Source organism: Paenibacillus sp. FSL H3-0457, assembly GCF_037981725.1.
Lineage (GTDB): Bacteria > Bacillota > Bacilli > Paenibacillales > Paenibacillaceae > Paenibacillus > Paenibacillus amylolyticus.
Map to the genome: position 1 here is coordinate 5,729,737 of NZ_CP150283.1, position 15,361 is coordinate 5,745,097.

The following is a 15,361-nucleotide window of genomic DNA, read 5'->3' on the forward strand; positions in this document are numbered from 1 at the left end:
AAACTCATGATTATCCTTTATTGCCTAACTCAACGCACATTGAGCTCCAACCGTTTCAAGTAGGGAATTAGGCGTCTCTCTAGATACCTTAAATCATCCTTCTGCTCCGCTGACAAGCGTTCCTCATGGATACTCCCATCCTTGTCCATCACTATAACTTTGTATTTTTTCATTTGTTCATAGACAGACTTGAACTCACGATATTGTTCCTTGGTAAATGTCTTTTCTGCCTGTTCCAACTGTTCCGTCCAAAATTGCTGCTCGTCCATCAGTTTTTTGGAGGACCCCACACTCACAGCTTCCAGCTTCTCAAAAAACGGTTCCAGCTCAGCTACAAGAAGGTTATATCGTTCCTGCTCCACTGTACTCCACTGCTCTGGATGCATATTGCCCTGAGAATCGGCATACTTCACGGCCATTTGCCCTAATTGCTTCAGCAAGTCCATATATTGAACAAATTCTTCTTCGCTGAAATGGGCCTTGGCCGTCTGCAGCTTTGCTTCCAACCTCATATAATCCTCAGCTGTTCCCCCCATAACAGCGATATTCTCCTTCGAACCATATATTCCGTCTGCGAGATAGGTGTATCCTGCGTAGGCTCCGGTGGGAATAACGAGCACAACTGCTAATAGTCCAGTGATCAGCCATTTTTTTCGATTTCTTCTGATGTGTGAATCATTTCGAATACTATCCATCATTTTATGTTTAATTCTCGCAGGAACGGACCAATCATTGGTCTCTTCCTGGTAGGCTCTTCGCAACTGTTCATCGAGTTTCATGCAGATCCTCCACCTTTCCCCGCAATCTTGGATTCATCTTCTCTTTCTGTCTTAACTTCGCCAGCGCCGCATGTATGCGCGATTTTACGGTTCCAAGCGGAATCTCCAATATGCCAGCAATCTCCTCTTGCGTGTATTCATTCAAATAATGAAGTGTAACCACCTGCTGCAGCTTGTACGGCAAACGGTGCACCTCTTCCAGCAGAGGACGATTTGCCAGTTTGTTGACCAGATCAGTGGAAAAATCATATTCTAGTCCAACGTCAGATTTCTCGATCCGCTTACCAAACCGAAACTGCATCAATCTTTTGCGTCGACAACTCTGAACCTGTCGCATCGTCACCCCCATCAACCAGGGACGAAAAGCACGCTCCGCATCATATCGCGCCAATGATCGATACGCCTGAATGTAAATCTCCTGTACCACATCCTCCGCGTCAGACTTGTCCTTGATGAGAAATCGCACAGTTTGATATATCCTCGTCACTGTTTTCTCATATAATTCTCCATATGCTTCTTCATGCCCCGCCCGTATTAACGTTACAAGTTCTATGTACTCATCTTGTTCACTCATTATCCATTCCCCTCCTCCTTACACTATATATTGGCATGCCAGCATCATATCGTTCGATTTATTTATTGAATGAGTAGGTATGGCTGAATCTGATACAAAAAGGTCCTCTGGTGTTTATCATGATATAATATACCTAATTTTGATATAATTGGAGGTTCTGCATCTGAGTTATAAGATCCCCTTTGGTCTTTTGCTATTATCTTATTTCGATCATCGGATTGGTAATCGCCAGAAGCTACTTCGCGGCCTACCCCACGGTATACAGACTTATTGGGATATTGGTTATCTTATCGTCTCTTTTTCTTTCGAAAGCGGAAATAAGGGAGCAACTTAGCAGGGGTGGTCACTACTGTAATGAAACTTTTCAGCAAATTGTACTCAGAATATCTCCTGATTCCACGACCTTTACGTTTGTTGTTTCTATGGGGATGGATTGTTTTGTTTTTTGTTGCTGGTAAAAAATTTAACTGGTTCTACTTCCTACAATAAGCTGATCCAAAGAAGTCTGATCCCCTGGGACATCAAAAAAAGAGCTGAGTCGTCATTATGACGTCTCGGCTCTTCTTTGATCATCCTCTTCCTTGTAGATAAAGATATAGGTAATCAACTCGAGCTCGCTTATACGTTCCTTTTTGAGACAAACTTTATTTGGTATTCAGAAATTCATATCACTTGATCACCGCTCCTAAATATGTCTTCCTGTTCAAGTCTTGCCAGTACGTTGGCAAGGCTTTTTCTCTTGAACGCAGTTGTTTGGCTTTGCTTATGTATTCTTTAGATTTTCTTCAGATTTATGCTCATTAATTCCTTAGTTTTTTTCATTAAGATTGCTATATCAACAAGAGAGGAGGCAAAACAATGATCAGTAATACGATCTTAGAGCTACTTCATCAGTATGGATATCTGATTTTTTATTTTGCCTTCTCATTAGGGCCTTTTGGGATTCCAATTCCAAATGAAATCACGATTATCAGCGGTGCCATTTTGAGTCACACGGGGGTTATCAATTCATGGATCACATACTTCTGTATTTTATCAGGACTATTAACAGCCATTACCTTTGCCTATTTTGCAGGGAGGTTATTTGGAACCAAGATAAAACACAGATTTCAACATCATAAACACTTCGTCAAGGCCGAACTGATTCTGAATAAAAGTGGCAATTGGGCAATGTGCATCGGTTTGTTCATTCCAATCGTGCGATATGTTCTCCCTTTGGTCATTGGACTGAGCGGCGTGCAGTATAGAAAATTTGCTCTCATCTCCTATTCCAGTGCTTTGTTATGGACCATAACGTATTTTACAGCGGGAATCTACTTCGGCGGTCCCATTCTTTCTACGCTTCAATTATTCCATTTCTAACTGGTTTGGATAACATACCATCACATATACGGAGGAACCACAAACATGAATTCCAATGAATCCATTTTATTTCTGAAAAGCTTTCTGCAAAGCCCTAAACATGTTGGCAGCATCATCCCCAGTTCCCGGTTTCTCGCCAGCAAAATGGTGAAGCAAGCCTCTTGGCTAGAGGCCAAAGCAGTCGCCGAGCTCGGATCGGGTACAGGTGCTATCACTCGTTATATTAAACAAGAGGTGCAGGGTTCAACGAAAGTGTTGTTGTTTGAGATGAACGAAACGATGAGGAATACTCTTAAGACGGCATACCCGGAGTTCTCCTGTTATCCAGACGCCGCTCGATTGGTAGAATCCATGAATCAAGAGGGCGTTCAGCAACTCGATTACATTTTTAGCGGATTGCCGTTTTTCAACTTTGAGCCTGAATTAAGAAGTACGTTGGTAGACCAGATCTATAAGGCACTCAAACCTGGAGGATTATTCATCGCCTTTCAATATTCACTTCAAATGAAAAAAACATTATCCGAACACTTTATCATCGAAAAAATAGAATTAGTGCCTTTGAATATCCCACCTGCGTTCGTTTATGTCTGTCGCAAAAAGGAAACAATTTAAACATTCCAGACTATCGTTTACACTGATGTTATCCAAATTTTTAAGGAGTGTTCAATTATGAATACCGTTCTTGTTGTTGATGATGAACCCGATATCCGGGATGTCATTCATGTCTATTTACGTAACGAAGGATATCATGTCATTGAAGCAGCCAATGGTGAGGAAGCGCTAAATATTATCAAAACAACATCGGTTCAACTCGTTATTCTGGATGTTATGATGCCCATTATGGATGGAATCAAAGCCTGCTTCAAAATAAGAGAAGTATCACCCACTCCCATTATTATGTTATCCGCTAAGGAAGAAGACATTGATAAAATCACGGGCCTGACTACCGGGGCTGATGATTACATGGTCAAACCGTTTAATCCATTAGAGTTACTGGCTCGCGTTAAAGCTCAGTTACGACGTCAAACACTGATCGGAAAACCAGAATCCAATTCACTTATTTTGATCAAGGACCTTGTCATTGATACGAGTAAACATTCTGTGAAACTCAAAGATAATGACATTTCGCTTACACCACTGGAGTTCTCCATTCTGGTGTTGCTTGCCAGCCATCCTGGACAAGTATTTAGCTCCGAGAAAATTTACGAAACCGTATGGAAAGAACCTTACGGGTATTCGGATAATACGGTGATGGTTCATATTCGTAACCTGCGAGAGAAATTGGAAGTAAATCCGCGGGAACCTCATTACATTAAAACGGTATGGGGAGTTGGATATAAAATTGATTAAACGATTACCACATTTAAAAAAAAAGATACAGATTAACATCCTATATCAAATGTTGATCAGTTTATTGATTTCGTTTGTTGGCTCTGTGGGTGTAAATAATATGTTGATCATAGCTGCCGCAAAAATTAGTGAAAGATTTAATTGGCCTTCGCTTCTCTACATCTTTCCTTATGTTCTAACACCAATCTTCATCGTAATTTTCACGTTAATTTTTTTGTTTTCCACACGGAAAATTGTGAGAGATCTCATTACATTAGAGCAAGGGCTTCAAATCATATCTGAAGGAAATCTGAATTACAGGGTGCCCGTTAATCGACAAGATGAACTTGGACGCGTTGCTTCCAACATCAATCATATGACAGAACAGTTAAAGCAACAGATTGCTAAAGAACGTGAATTGGAGCAATCCAAGATGGACATGATCACTGGCATCTCACATGATCTGCGTACACCGCTTACCAGCATAATTGGCTATATTGAGCTTCTCAAATCAGAATCATTTCAAGACAAAGCAGAGTATGATCGTTTCATACAGAACACCTATAACAAAGCAACGCATTTAAAGAAGTTGCTCGATGATTTATTTGAATATACGCGTCTTAACGAAGTGAACACCCAATTGGATTTGAAAAATATTGACCTCTGTCAGCTATTGGACCAATTGTTGTTTGAATTCGAACCTTTAGCTCAGGAGCATGGGATTCGTATTGAAAAAACACTCGGTAATGCTCCAATCATGGTTTCCCTGGATAGTGATAAGATCGCTCGAGCCATCGACAATCTCCTCATGAATGCACTCAAGTATTCCTTTAAACCGGGCACGATTCATGTTCGAATGAGTGTGCAGCATAATCACGTTACCATTGAAGTAGAGAATAAAGGCATACCACTAACGATAGAACAAAAAAACAGACTGTTTGATCGCTTTTATAAGGTGGATTATTCGAGGAATAGCGAAGGTATTCAATCAGGATCTGGTCTGGGACTTTCTATTGCGAGAAACATTGCGGATTTACATCAGGGGACTTTAACACTAAAACATACGCGTAACGTATTTATATTCCAACTAAGCTTGCCTTCTAACATCCAGTGATACATCAATAGCATTGATAATGGAGGATACCGCGATGAAAACATTCGAACCACTTCTTTTCCTGCAAGGATTTCTGAGGAACCCCAAACGAGTAGGCAGTCTCCTGCCCAGCTCCAAATCTTTGGCTAAGGAAATTGTCCAGTCCGTACGATGGGATGAGGTTAGAACCATTGCTGAGCTTGGGCCAGGAACAGGGGCAGTCACACGTTTCATGAGAGCACATTTACCGAAATCTGCAACCGTGTTTTTATTTGAAAGAGACCCCAAAATGAGAAGTAATCTGAAGAAAACATATCCTGAATTCATGTTCCATTCCAATGCATCCTATCTATTAAAAAGGATCAACCAAGAACATATGCATCAGTTGGATAGCATCATTTGCGGACTGCCCTTTTTTAATTTTTCCAGAGAAATGAGACACAACATCCTGTCACAGATCCATACAGCGCTCCGACCTGGAGGCACGTTAGTTTTATACCAGTACTCCCTTCATATGAGGAAACAATTAGCTGAGCTATTTGAGATGGAGAAAATTCAATTTGTGCCCTTCAGCTTCCCTCCTGTTTTTGTATATGTTTGTCGTAAAAGACAAGATGAAGGACAACGTGTATCGATCGACTTGAGGAGGACTTGATTTATCCTCTTTATATGTTTAATGTCCTGTCTTGTCCTGTGAGGATCTAATTATGCGAGTCATCATCTTACGCGGCAACAACCGCGGCATAAACGCGATGAATCGGTTCCGAGCTCCAGGCATAATTAACGTCTTGCCACGTAAGAAGCCTCGATACCCTTCTTCGGCCACCTGTCCAGCTTCCATAATCGGACCCTGCAACATCTTCGAGACACCCATACCCGAACGATCAACAAACCCGGTGGATGTCAGGCCTGGGCACAGTGCCGTTACCGTAACGCCAGTTCCGCTTACTTCATTCTCCAAAGCCTCAGTGAACGATAGCACGTACGCCTTTGTTGCATAATATACCGACATCATCGGTCCAGGGAAAAAACCTACCAATGAAGCCACATTCATCACTCCGCCTTGTCCACGTTGGATCATATCCGGCAAGAATAGCTTTGTCATGACGGTTAAAGCCTTGATATTCACGTCAATCATATTAACTTCTTGTTCCATATCCGTTTCCATAAACGTCCCGAACAGACCGAAACCTGCATTGTTGACAAGATAGTCAACAACAATGCCCTTTTCCTTCAGCTCATGATAAATCTCCTGTGGTACCCCAGGTGCCGCTACATCTTTGGCAATAACCGTTGTCCGAATACCATACTTTTTCTGATACTCCTGAGCTAGATCCTGTATTTTACCCTCGCTTCGTGCTACCAGCACAATATGATGTCCACCTTTGGCAAACCGATCAGCTAACTCTTTACCGATCCCACCCGATACCCCTGTGATTAGAACTGTCTTTCTCATATCGTTACCTGCCTCTCTTTTCTATAAAATATGTTTCATCTGGAACATCAATATTTGAACGAGCGTTCTATAATAGTGAAAAAAATAGACTACCTCCGTATGAGATCCATGGATAGCGTCGCTATACGAAGAAGTTTTTCCTTGGTCATCGAGGTCTTGGCCATCCCCCTTAACCCAATGCTTACGTTATGCAGATATTCCGCTAATACTTCGCCGTTGTACTCCGTTGTGAATTCACCTTCTTGCTGTCCCCACACCATAATGTCCTTGATTAGTTTCTCCGTATTTGCAAACATCTCCGTCGATCGGTGGTTCATGTCTTTATCACGTGCCGCCAATTCTACCGTCGAATTAACAATGAAGCAGCCTGATGCTGGAGATTCCTCTCCATGAATTAAAGAAAGAAATATAAACTGAAGTGCTTCCGTTGCCGTTTTAGAACGCTTTACGCCTGCTGCAAGAGCGGAGCTGATTTTGTGATCATACAGATCTACTGACTTTAGAAACAAGGTATGTTTGTCACCAAATGTGTCATACAAGCTTTTACGATGAATTCCCATATGATTAACCAGATCCGTCATAGACGTCTTCTCGTAACCTTGTTCCCAAAAAAGTCTCATCGCTTTATCCAGTACAACAGACTCTTCGAACTCTTTGCTTCTCGCCATTGGTTTCCCTCCTGTTCAGAAAACGAACATTGAATAGCATAAGCATGATCCTATCGAGCCTTTAAAAGGTAACAATGACTTTGCCCTGAGAGTGACCCGTGGACACTTTAATCAATGCCTTTTCAATGTCATCAAACGTATACGTAGAATCGATCGAAGGTTTAATGTCTTCTTTTTCTACAAGAGCTGTAATCTCTTGCAATTGAACTCCACTGGAGTGCACAAATAAAAAACGATATTCATTTTGATTCTTACGCGCTAAAGAATCCAGGCGTGCACCTACGAGACCAAACAATGCTCTTTTCCACAACGGGAATTGACTGTCCACTGCAAAGCGATAATTGGGTCCTGCCTTCAAAGAGACTAATTTCCCCTGTGGTTTCAAAATGCTCAGTTCATCTTTGATCTCGTCCGCACCCAAGGTATCGATCACATAATCAATATTCGACAGAATATCAGCATACTGCTCGGTCTTATAATTAATGAATTTATCTGCTCCAATGGATAAAGTACGTGCTCTGCCCCGTTCACTGCCACTTGTAATCACCGTTAATCCCATAGATTTGGCAATTGGGATAGCCATCGCACCGAATCCCCCGGTTCCGCCAGGAATAAACAACTTTTTATTCGGTTCCGCTCGGAGCACATCATGCAATGCTTGATACGCGGTCAAGGCAGTAAGGGGTACTGCAGCAGCTTCGATAAAAGACAGATTTTCAGGCATCATGGATAAAGCATCCTCATGTACAGCCGCATATTCAGCAAAAGCACCAATTTTATTCAGAGGTAACCTTGTATAAACCTTATCACCCACTTTAAAATTCAAAACATCATCACCGACAGCTTCAATGACACCCGATAATTCATTCCCTAAAGTTAAAGGTAACGCATAGTCGGCAATCATCCGAACACTGCCATTCATATTCAAGATATCCAGTGGATTTACACCCGCTGCTTTTACTCTGACAAGAACCTCATGGCTCTGGATCTGAGGTGTCGCAATATCATTAATTTCCACCTGGATTTTTTTAGAGTATTTCTGTATTTGAGCTGCTCTCATCATTTATCCTCTTCCTTTGCTTATAGACTACATAAGTTGAACTAAAGATTATTTACACTGATACTACGATGACAGAACAACCTTCCAATCGCTGTTATCGTGTAAAATGATTAGTTCAACTTATGTAGGAACATGGCGCGCAATGTTTAGTTGTACGCCATGACCCATGCTTTGTGCTAGTGTAGCCCCTCTTGCGACTTTAATTCTTCCAACGTAGGATAATCCGTGTAGCCCTTACTTCCCAATCCAAAGAAGGTTGTCGGATCTGCTTCATTGAGTGGCGCACCTTGTTGAAGTCGTTCCACCAAATCTGGATTAGCCAAGGACCATACACCTACAGGTACCACATCAGCGAGACCATTATCTAAATCGACACTAAGATCATCCAACGTTCTTCCAGCCCGATTGACCAACAATGGATTTTGCCAGATCGAACGAATGTCTTGGAGCAGTTGTTCATCTCCAATATGCATAACATGAAGGTAAGCCAAATCCAATTGAGCCAATTCTTCTACAAGATAGCGATAGAGTTCAGGACCTTGTTCGCCATCTTGAATTCCACCCAGCGGTGTCCCTGGTGAGATACGGAAGCCTGTTCGTTCTGCCCCTATTTCCTCCACGATGGCTTTGGTTACTTCAATTGCAAAGCGAGTACGATTTTCAATAGACCCGCCATACTCATCTGTCCGTGTATTTGAATTTTCTCCCAAGAATTGATTGATCAAGTATCCGTTGGCCCCATGAATCTCGACGCCATCCGCCCCTGCTTCGATCGCTGCGGCTGCTGCTTTTCGGAAATCGGCAATGGTCGTTTGAATATCCTCCTGACTCAATTCCCGGGGAACGGGGATATCCTGCATCCCTGTAGCCGTAAACATTTCTACACCCGGTGCGATTGCTGATGGAGCAACCGGTTGACGATGATGCGGGGTATTGTCCGGATGTGACATGCGACCCGCATGCATTAATTGAATGTATACATATCCGCCAGCTTCATGCACCGCATCCGTTACCTTTTTCCATCCATCAATATGCTTATCGGTGTAGATGCCAGGTGACCACAAGTATCCCTGTCCATCATCGGAAGGTTGCGTTCCTTCCGTAATCAGGAGTCCCATCGTTGCGCGTTGAGCATAATAAAGTGCTGCCAACTCTCCAGGTGTACCATCTTCTTGTGCTCTACTGCGTGTCATAGGTGCCATCGCTAGTCGATGAGACAATTCCATGTTACCAATCTTTGTTTTACTCCATATCTTTTCCATTTGGATGTACTCCTCTTCTTATGTGAGATTTTGTAGATGTATCCTCTAGATTCTGCTGTATTAATTCAATTCTGAAATCACCGGGTAGATCGCACCTGTCAGCTGGAAATCATAGTTCTGATCTACAATCCCTACAACCACTTCGTTATGATCATAAAGATCGATCATGAAGCCTGCCATTTCTTTAGCAGTATGATATTTGGACATATTCGCTTTGTAATCAAATCCTTCAGCATCTATTGATTTTTGCACAAATTCTGTTTCCGTGACCGCTGGTGCAAGCACCTTCGCTTTTAGTTTTGCACCCTTCAATTCCAGTTCTTTGGCAAGGCCCTCTGTGAAGGCACTAACGTAGTATTTCGATGCAGAGTAAGCCACACTGCCTACAGCAATGGCATATCCGAGTGCGGATGAGATGTTAATCAATTGAGTGCCTTCCACATTCGCATAATCTCGCACATACAATGTAGATAGAATGGTCAAAGATTCGATGTTAACACGCAGCATGGTCTCCACTTTATCCAAATTCTGTTCAGCAATGAACGAGCCTTCTCCAAGCCCTGCATTATTAATCCAAGTCTCAATTTCATATTCCTTCAAATCGTTATATAGCGTGTACGCCTCTGCGGTAACAGACAAATCGCTTGTATGAACGATAACATTTACTTTAGGATCGATACCCTGAATAGTCGATTTAAGCTCTTCAAGCTTATCCAATCTTCTAGCTACCAAAATCAAGTTTTTGCCCCGTGCTGCAAATGCCAATGCTGTTTCATATCCAATTCCTGAACTTGCTCCTGTAATTACGGTGTATTTCATCTTATTCTCTCCCTTATATTCTTTAGAGTAGTGTAGTTTTAGTTTCGAGAACGATCATTCTTTAATGTGTAAAAAAAACTAGTTAGATCTAACTTGCTGTTAGCATATCATTTCTAGAACGAACAGTAAAGAATTATTTTATATGTAGAAAACATGCTTGGAACTTACTTAAATGAGAAGAGAAACGCTATATAAACCATTTTATATCATAAATTAAGAATTCCTATATCGTTTCACTCCTTCTATTTAAGCAGCACTAACTTTTCCTTCATTGGTTAATCTAATGTCAGGCCAATGGCCATAAGTATAACCATCAACCTTTCCTGGCTATGCTAATCTGAATTCGACATCATCCATGCCAGAAATTCTCCAAACGAATCGGATACCTTTTCAACCTCTTCAAATTCAGGCTCACATCCACGGACAATAGCTCCACTGTCGGTTGTTAAGTCAATGGCATAGAAGGAATATCCATCTTCCACAGACATTACGATCGGCAAGTGATGATCCCACCAAGCCGTTATCTCTGACTGCCAAATAGAATCACCCTCTGCTGCCTCCAAACTAAGCATTTCAAATTCATTCCATTGGAATGCGGTCTCCGTGCTATTGTTGAACTCAGCCTCACAAATAAACCAGGTTTGCTCATCCGGTGCAACGCATTTTTCAACTACATTTAGAAATTCTAAATATTCATCTGGAAGTCCTTTATATCTTGAAGTAATGCTGCTGTTTAAATGTGACTGCGAACCGGATTTACTCATTATGTCCCAGCCCTTTTCCCCGGCCCAAGCCATAAATTCCCTAAGGTGAGTTTTTTCTTTTCCATTATTCATTTCCAATTTATACACCTGCCTATCAGCTTAAGAAATAGAAACTATATCACCTATTCGGAATTTGAATGGAAAATCCCTGCTGTCGTGCTTCAAAGAGAAAAACAAAAAGACTGGAAACATGGTTGGGAAAAGCGGCAACCAGGTTCCTGAGCTTCTGCGGAAAATCCGTTTCCATTATCTTGGATTATAATACTTGCACACTTGTCTTTTTCGTCTTCAAGCCATGTTGCTTTAATAAGTACTGATATCGGTTCATCCATTGACAGGCAGTTTCATAATATTCTCAATAAAGGTATGCAAGATTAAAGGAGGCATCTGTAAATTCATTAACTGCTGATTTGCATCAATATGACAAATCAAATTCTCCCCCGAGCGAATTTTTTGAATTTGCAGAAATGTTTGGACATGCTTTAATTCGTCCTCGAATGGGACAAGTGTAAGGTTCCCCTTAACCGTATACCTTAAATAATCCGACAAACTGCGAACTATCTCCTGAATCAAACTATAGTCCTTCATCTGAGACATGCTATAAATGGTATTGAATGCATTCAAGTGAAAATGAGGTTTGATTTGCATTTGAAGATACTAGAGTTCCGCCTTCTGTTTATGAATTTGCTCCTCATATACATTAATTTTAAGTTGCTGAATTTCTGATGTGAAAATGGTTAAAAGTATCACTTAACAGCGTAAATTCATATGGATGCTCTTCTACTTTAATACTATGATTTTGGTCACCACCTTCAAGTTTCTTTATGGCTTGTTTTAACTTTGTGATTGGCTTAAAAATCCACTTCCGTAATACAATAAAGGTTAATGGGATGCAGAGAACTGAAAGTAGGGCTATTAGGCTGATCACAATTTGGATATAGTTAAGTCCTTCGAGAATATTATTTTCATTATCCACAACTGTTAATCTTAGGTCACCTCTTTTTGAGTCCTGCCCAATGACCATATAATCTTTATCAGTTCCGGTAAAATAATAGTGGCTTGAGTCACCAGATAAATCGATATCACGCTTGTGAACAAAATCAGCATTTTGCAATGGTACACCGTTGGAAGTAGCCAATATAAAGTAATCCTTCTGATTGAGGTCTAAGTATACATAAGGTTTACTCATAACGAGCATCAATTTGCCGAACCCATCTGCTGAGTAATAACATGATAGACCTGCTTCACCTCATTGCCACCATGTTTGAACATTCTCATCCATCGCTTTCGAAGCTTCTTTTCCTTCCATAAAGGAAGATGCCTTAGCAGGTTTATTGTAAGACAACAGCATCCATTCCGGATTGTCCCATGGATTCATCTGTGCCTGTTCGATCCTGCTGCGGTAGAAGAAATGCTGAGATATCGCTTTCACATCAGTAAAATGGACCGCATGGTCAAAGAGGATAACGATCTGCTTGGAGTTAAGATGAAAAAAGGAGACGCCATCGTAGCATGGATGAGTGCAGCCAATACGGATGAGAATATGTTCGAAGATCCGTTCAAACTTAATATTCATCGCTCAAACAATAACAAACAACTTGCATTTGGTTTTGGTACGCACTTCTGTCTGGGAGCACCCTTGGCACGCTTGGAGGGCAAAATTGTACTGACTACATTTTTAAAAACTTTCAACAAAATTGAGCCAGTGGATGGATTCATACTAGAAGATAATCTTACTCCTTCTGCCGCAGGACAATCTTTAATAAGCCTACCTTTAAAGTTGTATAAGTAAATATAATTTTCACGTATGTGACACTTATGGCAGATAAGGTTCATTACTCATTAATAAATTTAATAAATACAAATAAAGAACAAACAGTCCCCGAAGAATTATTACTATTCATGGGGACTGTTCGAGTTAGTTATTAAGTTTGTTATCAGCAGGAAGTTTATCTTACTAAATCATATGACGGATTGTAATATGAAGTGCGACACCTACTGAAAATAAAAAAATGGCTCATAGCTGATTCGTGTAGAATGAAAGTTACCACACCAGCATTCACACAAGGAGAATCAGTCCATGAGTTATTCACATCTTAGCATAAACGAACGCAGCAAGCTAGAAATCCTCCACAAGCAAGGCCAAAGTTCACGAACCATTGCAAAGGAACTGGGTAGACATCCTTCCACGATTTGCCGTGAGCTAGATCGTGTTGTTGCATCGCATCCCTATCAGGCAGAACAAGCTCAGAACGCGTATGAGGAGCGTCGTAAGGTTTCTGTCTCACCAGGTAAATGCTCAGACGCCTTGGCTACTTCACTGGAGGAAAAACTGGAGGCAACGTGGTCTCCGGAACAAATCACTGAACGTTTCCGCACCGAAGGCCGCCGTGCAGTCTCCTTCAAAACCATCTACCGCTGGATCTACGCTGGGTGCTTGGTTCGAGGTGTATTACAGGTTCTTCGACACAAGGGGAAGCGCCAGAAACCCGCAGAAACTCGCGGTAAATTCGCTATTGGTCAACCCATTTCAGATCGCCCCAAAGAGGTTCGTTCCCGTGAAACGTTTGGACACTGGGGACTGGATACCGTCGTATCGGGTCGCGGGAAAAGTAAAGGCTGCGTAGCGACGTTGATTGAACGAAAAACACGCCTATATACCGGTGTTCTCATGCCCGACCGTACCGCTTTGTCGATGGAGATTGCGCTCGGTGTAGCGATCTCACAGTACCCTACAGGGACCTTCCTCACAGCTACGGCTGATCGAGGAAAGGAGTTTGCATGCTATGCCAATCTGGAAACGACCCACAACATGCACGTTTATTTTGCTGATCCATATTCGTCTTGGCAACGCGGTTCCAACGAGAATGCAAACGGGTTGCTTCGAGAGTTTTTCCCTAAAGGTACCGATCTCGCTCAAGTGGAGGATGAAGATCTCGCCCATTCACTCGATCTAATGAATCACAGACCACGAAAATGCTTGGGTTGGAGAACCGCTCACGAATCTTTCACAGAGGAACTGTCGCACTTGGTTTGACAATCGGTCGTATAGAATACTTATTAACTACCAATGGTTCGTACAATTTTTTCCTACTTCACGCCATTTTTCTGACCGCCTGGAGAGCCCGCTATCCGATACTGCTGTGAAGCTAATGTCTCTAACGACCATATGTATATTGTTCACATTTCCTAGCCGAATCTCCTCTTGTTCAGCGAGCAGTATGCCGACTTACTACCATTTGAGGCTGCTGAGAACGGCCATTTTTTACCATATATACTGACGTAACTACGTCACATATGCATTCAGCAGACTTCTACGACTGATGAAAAAAAGAGATAATAATTTCTTTGTGAGCGACATTTCTTCCAGTCTTTCAATTTTCATTTTAATTGTAGAATTTGGGAAAGATAAAACTTTACGAAGAGAAAAAGACTAGAGATTGGACAGGATAATACCTGCGCAATTTCCAGTCTTTTGGGAGCTGGCGTAATAACTTTATATCTACTTACGCCTCTTTCTGCAAAACTCCATCTTTCAAACGAATGATACGGTTTCCGTATACAGTTGCTTCTTGAGAATGTGTCACTTGAATAATAGTTTTGCCATGTTCCTTATTAATTTTTTTGAACAGTTCCATAATTTCCATACCGGTTGTACTGTCCAGGTTGCCTATTGGCTCGTCCGCTAGAATGAGTTCAGGTTCATTGATTAATGCTCGGGCAATAGCCACTCTTTGCTGCTGTCCGCCAGACAGTTCCCTTGGTGTATGTTTTCTTCTATCCGACAAGCCCACAATTTCAATAATATCATCCAATTTATCACGGTAGCTGCTTTTAGGCTTTCCATCCAGAAGCATAGGCAGCATAATATTTTCTTCCACACTTAAATTGGGAATTAAATTATAAAACTGAAATACAAATCCGATATCCCGTCTTCTCATAATACTTTCGTCCTTGTCTTTCATCACGGAAATTTCTTTACCAAGTATCTCGATCTTACCTGCACTCGGTTTGTCCAGGCCGCCTATTAAATATAATAATGTGCTTTTTCCAGAACCGGAGGAGCCCATAATACTAATAAATTCGCCTTTATTAATTTGAAGATTCACATTTTTCAAAATTTCTGCCGAAAGACCGCCCATTTGATAGCTTTTAGATACATTTCTAGTTTCAACGATAATACTCATTGCTCTCT

At 41.5% G+C, this 15,361-nt stretch carries 17 protein-coding genes and 1 pseudogene; 7 read left to right on the forward strand and 11 right to left on the reverse strand.

The annotated features are described in order from the left end of the window. Positions 1–29: 29 nt before the first annotated feature. Positions 30–779 (reverse strand): DUF3600 domain-containing protein, encoded by a 750-nt coding sequence (locus MHH25_RS25440; protein ID WP_340018482.1) that lies wholly within the window; start codon positions 777–779, stop codon positions 30–32. Continuing rightward, a complete protein-coding gene (locus MHH25_RS25445) occupies positions 766–1,353 on the reverse strand; it encodes a sigma-70 family RNA polymerase sigma factor (protein ID WP_340018483.1) in 588 nt (195 codons plus the stop codon). Before MHH25_RS25445 ends, MHH25_RS25440 begins: the two co-directional genes overlap by 14 nt. Before the next feature lie 858 nt (positions 1,354–2,211). Here MHH25_RS25445 and MHH25_RS25450 point away from each other — a divergent pair. From MHH25_RS25450 to MHH25_RS25470, 5 genes are read left to right on the forward strand one after another with little or no spacing between them, the layout of a single operon-like run. After that, a complete protein-coding gene (locus MHH25_RS25450; protein ID WP_340018484.1) occupies positions 2,212–2,715 on the forward strand; it encodes a DedA family protein in 504 nt (167 codons plus the stop codon). A 45-nt stretch (positions 2,716–2,760) separates the two neighbouring features. Further along, the gene (locus MHH25_RS25455; protein ID WP_340018485.1) at positions 2,761–3,327 is read left to right on the forward strand and encodes a methyltransferase domain-containing protein; all 567 of its coding nucleotides are present in this window, start codon (positions 2,761–2,763) and stop codon (positions 3,325–3,327) included. A gap of 57 nt (positions 3,328–3,384) precedes the next feature. Continuing rightward, positions 3,385–4,065, forward strand: coding sequence for a response regulator transcription factor (locus MHH25_RS25460; RefSeq protein WP_340018486.1), 681 nt, complete (start codon positions 3,385–3,387; stop codon positions 4,063–4,065). Between the two features lie 49 nt (positions 4,066–4,114). Beyond that, positions 4,115–5,158, forward strand: coding sequence for a HAMP domain-containing sensor histidine kinase (locus MHH25_RS25465; RefSeq protein ID WP_081745816.1), 1,044 nt, complete (start codon positions 4,115–4,117; stop codon positions 5,156–5,158). Between the two features lie 34 nt (positions 5,159–5,192). Then, positions 5,193–5,792, forward strand: a complete 600-nt coding sequence (locus MHH25_RS25470; RefSeq protein ID WP_340018487.1) for a methyltransferase domain-containing protein — start codon at positions 5,193–5,195, stop codon at positions 5,790–5,792. 18 nt (positions 5,793–5,810) lie between these two features. Here MHH25_RS25470 and MHH25_RS25475 read toward each other — a convergent pair whose 3' ends face one another. The 8 genes from MHH25_RS25475 to MHH25_RS25510 form a co-directional block, all read right to left on the reverse strand. Next, positions 5,811–6,593, reverse strand: coding sequence for an SDR family oxidoreductase (locus MHH25_RS25475; protein WP_340018488.1), 783 nt, complete (start codon positions 6,591–6,593; stop codon positions 5,811–5,813). 89 nt (positions 6,594–6,682) lie between these two features. Next, positions 6,683–7,261: a TetR/AcrR family transcriptional regulator gene (locus tag MHH25_RS25480; protein WP_340018489.1), complete on the reverse strand. Its 579-nt coding sequence runs from the start codon at positions 7,259–7,261 to the stop codon at positions 6,683–6,685. Between the two features lie 61 nt (positions 7,262–7,322). Beyond that, a complete protein-coding gene (locus tag MHH25_RS25485) occupies positions 7,323–8,321 on the reverse strand; it encodes an NADP-dependent oxidoreductase (protein ID WP_340020551.1) in 999 nt (332 codons plus the stop codon). Positions 8,322–8,497: 176 nt separating this feature from the next. Continuing rightward, on the reverse strand, positions 8,498–9,583 hold the full coding sequence (locus MHH25_RS25490) for an alkene reductase (protein ID WP_340018490.1): 1,086 nt from the start codon (positions 9,581–9,583) through the stop codon (positions 8,498–8,500). Positions 9,584–9,643: 60 nt separating this feature from the next. Further along, positions 9,644–10,402: an SDR family NAD(P)-dependent oxidoreductase gene (locus tag MHH25_RS25495; RefSeq protein ID WP_340018491.1), complete on the reverse strand. Its 759-nt coding sequence runs from the start codon at positions 10,400–10,402 to the stop codon at positions 9,644–9,646. A 332-nt stretch (positions 10,403–10,734) separates the two neighbouring features. Further along, complete coding sequence (locus MHH25_RS25500) at positions 10,735–11,238, reverse strand: SMI1/KNR4 family protein (protein ID WP_036673263.1); 504 nt, start codon at positions 11,236–11,238, stop codon at positions 10,735–10,737. A 634-nt stretch (positions 11,239–11,872) separates the two neighbouring features. Then, positions 11,873–12,304 (reverse strand): HAMP domain-containing protein, encoded by a 432-nt coding sequence (locus MHH25_RS25505; RefSeq protein ID WP_162158942.1) that lies wholly within the window; start codon positions 12,302–12,304, stop codon positions 11,873–11,875. Positions 12,305–12,415: 111 nt separating this feature from the next. Continuing rightward, positions 12,416–12,598, reverse strand: a complete 183-nt coding sequence (locus MHH25_RS25510; RefSeq protein ID WP_155984993.1) for a hypothetical protein — start codon at positions 12,596–12,598, stop codon at positions 12,416–12,418. Between MHH25_RS25510 and MHH25_RS25515 the strand changes: the two are divergent. Both MHH25_RS25515 and MHH25_RS25520 read left to right on the forward strand, forming a co-directional pair. After that, positions 12,560–12,958 (forward strand): annotated as a pseudogene (locus MHH25_RS25515) (cytochrome P450); the annotation flags it as partial. The gene MHH25_RS25510 and the pseudogene MHH25_RS25515 sit on opposite strands and share 39 nt — an antisense overlap. Positions 12,959–13,246: 288 nt before the next feature. Beyond that, positions 13,247–14,203 (forward strand): IS30 family transposase, encoded by a 957-nt coding sequence (locus MHH25_RS25520; protein WP_340018492.1) that lies wholly within the window; start codon positions 13,247–13,249, stop codon positions 14,201–14,203. 469 nt (positions 14,204–14,672) lie between these two features. Here MHH25_RS25520 and MHH25_RS25525 read toward each other — a convergent pair whose 3' ends face one another. Continuing rightward, on the reverse strand, positions 14,673–15,344 hold the full coding sequence (locus MHH25_RS25525; RefSeq protein ID WP_268748576.1) for an ABC transporter ATP-binding protein: 672 nt from the start codon (positions 15,342–15,344) through the stop codon (positions 14,673–14,675). Between the last annotated feature and the right edge of the window lie 17 nt (positions 15,345–15,361).

Bases quoted from the DNA above. Each gene is read 5' to 3' on its own strand.
- MHH25_RS25440 (WP_340018482.1), bottom strand. From the start codon at position 779: ATGAAACTCGATGAACAGTTGCGAAGAGCCTACCAGGAAGAGACCAAT.
- MHH25_RS25445 (WP_340018483.1), bottom strand. From the start codon at position 1,353: ATGAGTGAACAAGATGAGTACATAGAACTTGTAACGTTAATACGGGCG.
- MHH25_RS25450 (WP_340018484.1), top strand. From the start codon at position 2,212: ATGATCAGTAATACGATCTTAGAGCTACTTCATCAGTATGGATATCTG.
- MHH25_RS25455 (WP_340018485.1), top strand. From the start codon at position 2,761: ATGAATTCCAATGAATCCATTTTATTTCTGAAAAGCTTTCTGCAAAGC.
- MHH25_RS25460 (WP_340018486.1), top strand. From the start codon at position 3,385: ATGAATACCGTTCTTGTTGTTGATGATGAACCCGATATCCGGGATGTC.
- MHH25_RS25465 (WP_081745816.1), top strand. From the start codon at position 4,115: ATGTTGATCAGTTTATTGATTTCGTTTGTTGGCTCTGTGGGTGTAAAT.
- MHH25_RS25470 (WP_340018487.1), top strand. From the start codon at position 5,193: ATGAAAACATTCGAACCACTTCTTTTCCTGCAAGGATTTCTGAGGAAC.
- MHH25_RS25475 (WP_340018488.1), bottom strand. From the start codon at position 6,593: ATGAGAAAGACAGTTCTAATCACAGGGGTATCGGGTGGGATCGGTAAA.
- MHH25_RS25480 (WP_340018489.1), bottom strand. From the start codon at position 7,261: ATGGCGAGAAGCAAAGAGTTCGAAGAGTCTGTTGTACTGGATAAAGCG.
- MHH25_RS25485 (WP_340020551.1), bottom strand. From the start codon at position 8,321: ATGAGAGCAGCTCAAATACAGAAATACTCTAAAAAAATCCAGGTGGAA.
- MHH25_RS25490 (WP_340018490.1), bottom strand. From the start codon at position 9,583: ATGGAAAAGATATGGAGTAAAACAAAGATTGGTAACATGGAATTGTCT.
- MHH25_RS25495 (WP_340018491.1), bottom strand. From the start codon at position 10,402: ATGAAATACACCGTAATTACAGGAGCAAGTTCAGGAATTGGATATGAA.
- MHH25_RS25500 (WP_036673263.1), bottom strand. From the start codon at position 11,238: ATGAATAATGGAAAAGAAAAAACTCACCTTAGGGAATTTATGGCTTGG.
- MHH25_RS25520 (WP_340018492.1), top strand. From the start codon at position 13,247: ATGAGTTATTCACATCTTAGCATAAACGAACGCAGCAAGCTAGAAATC.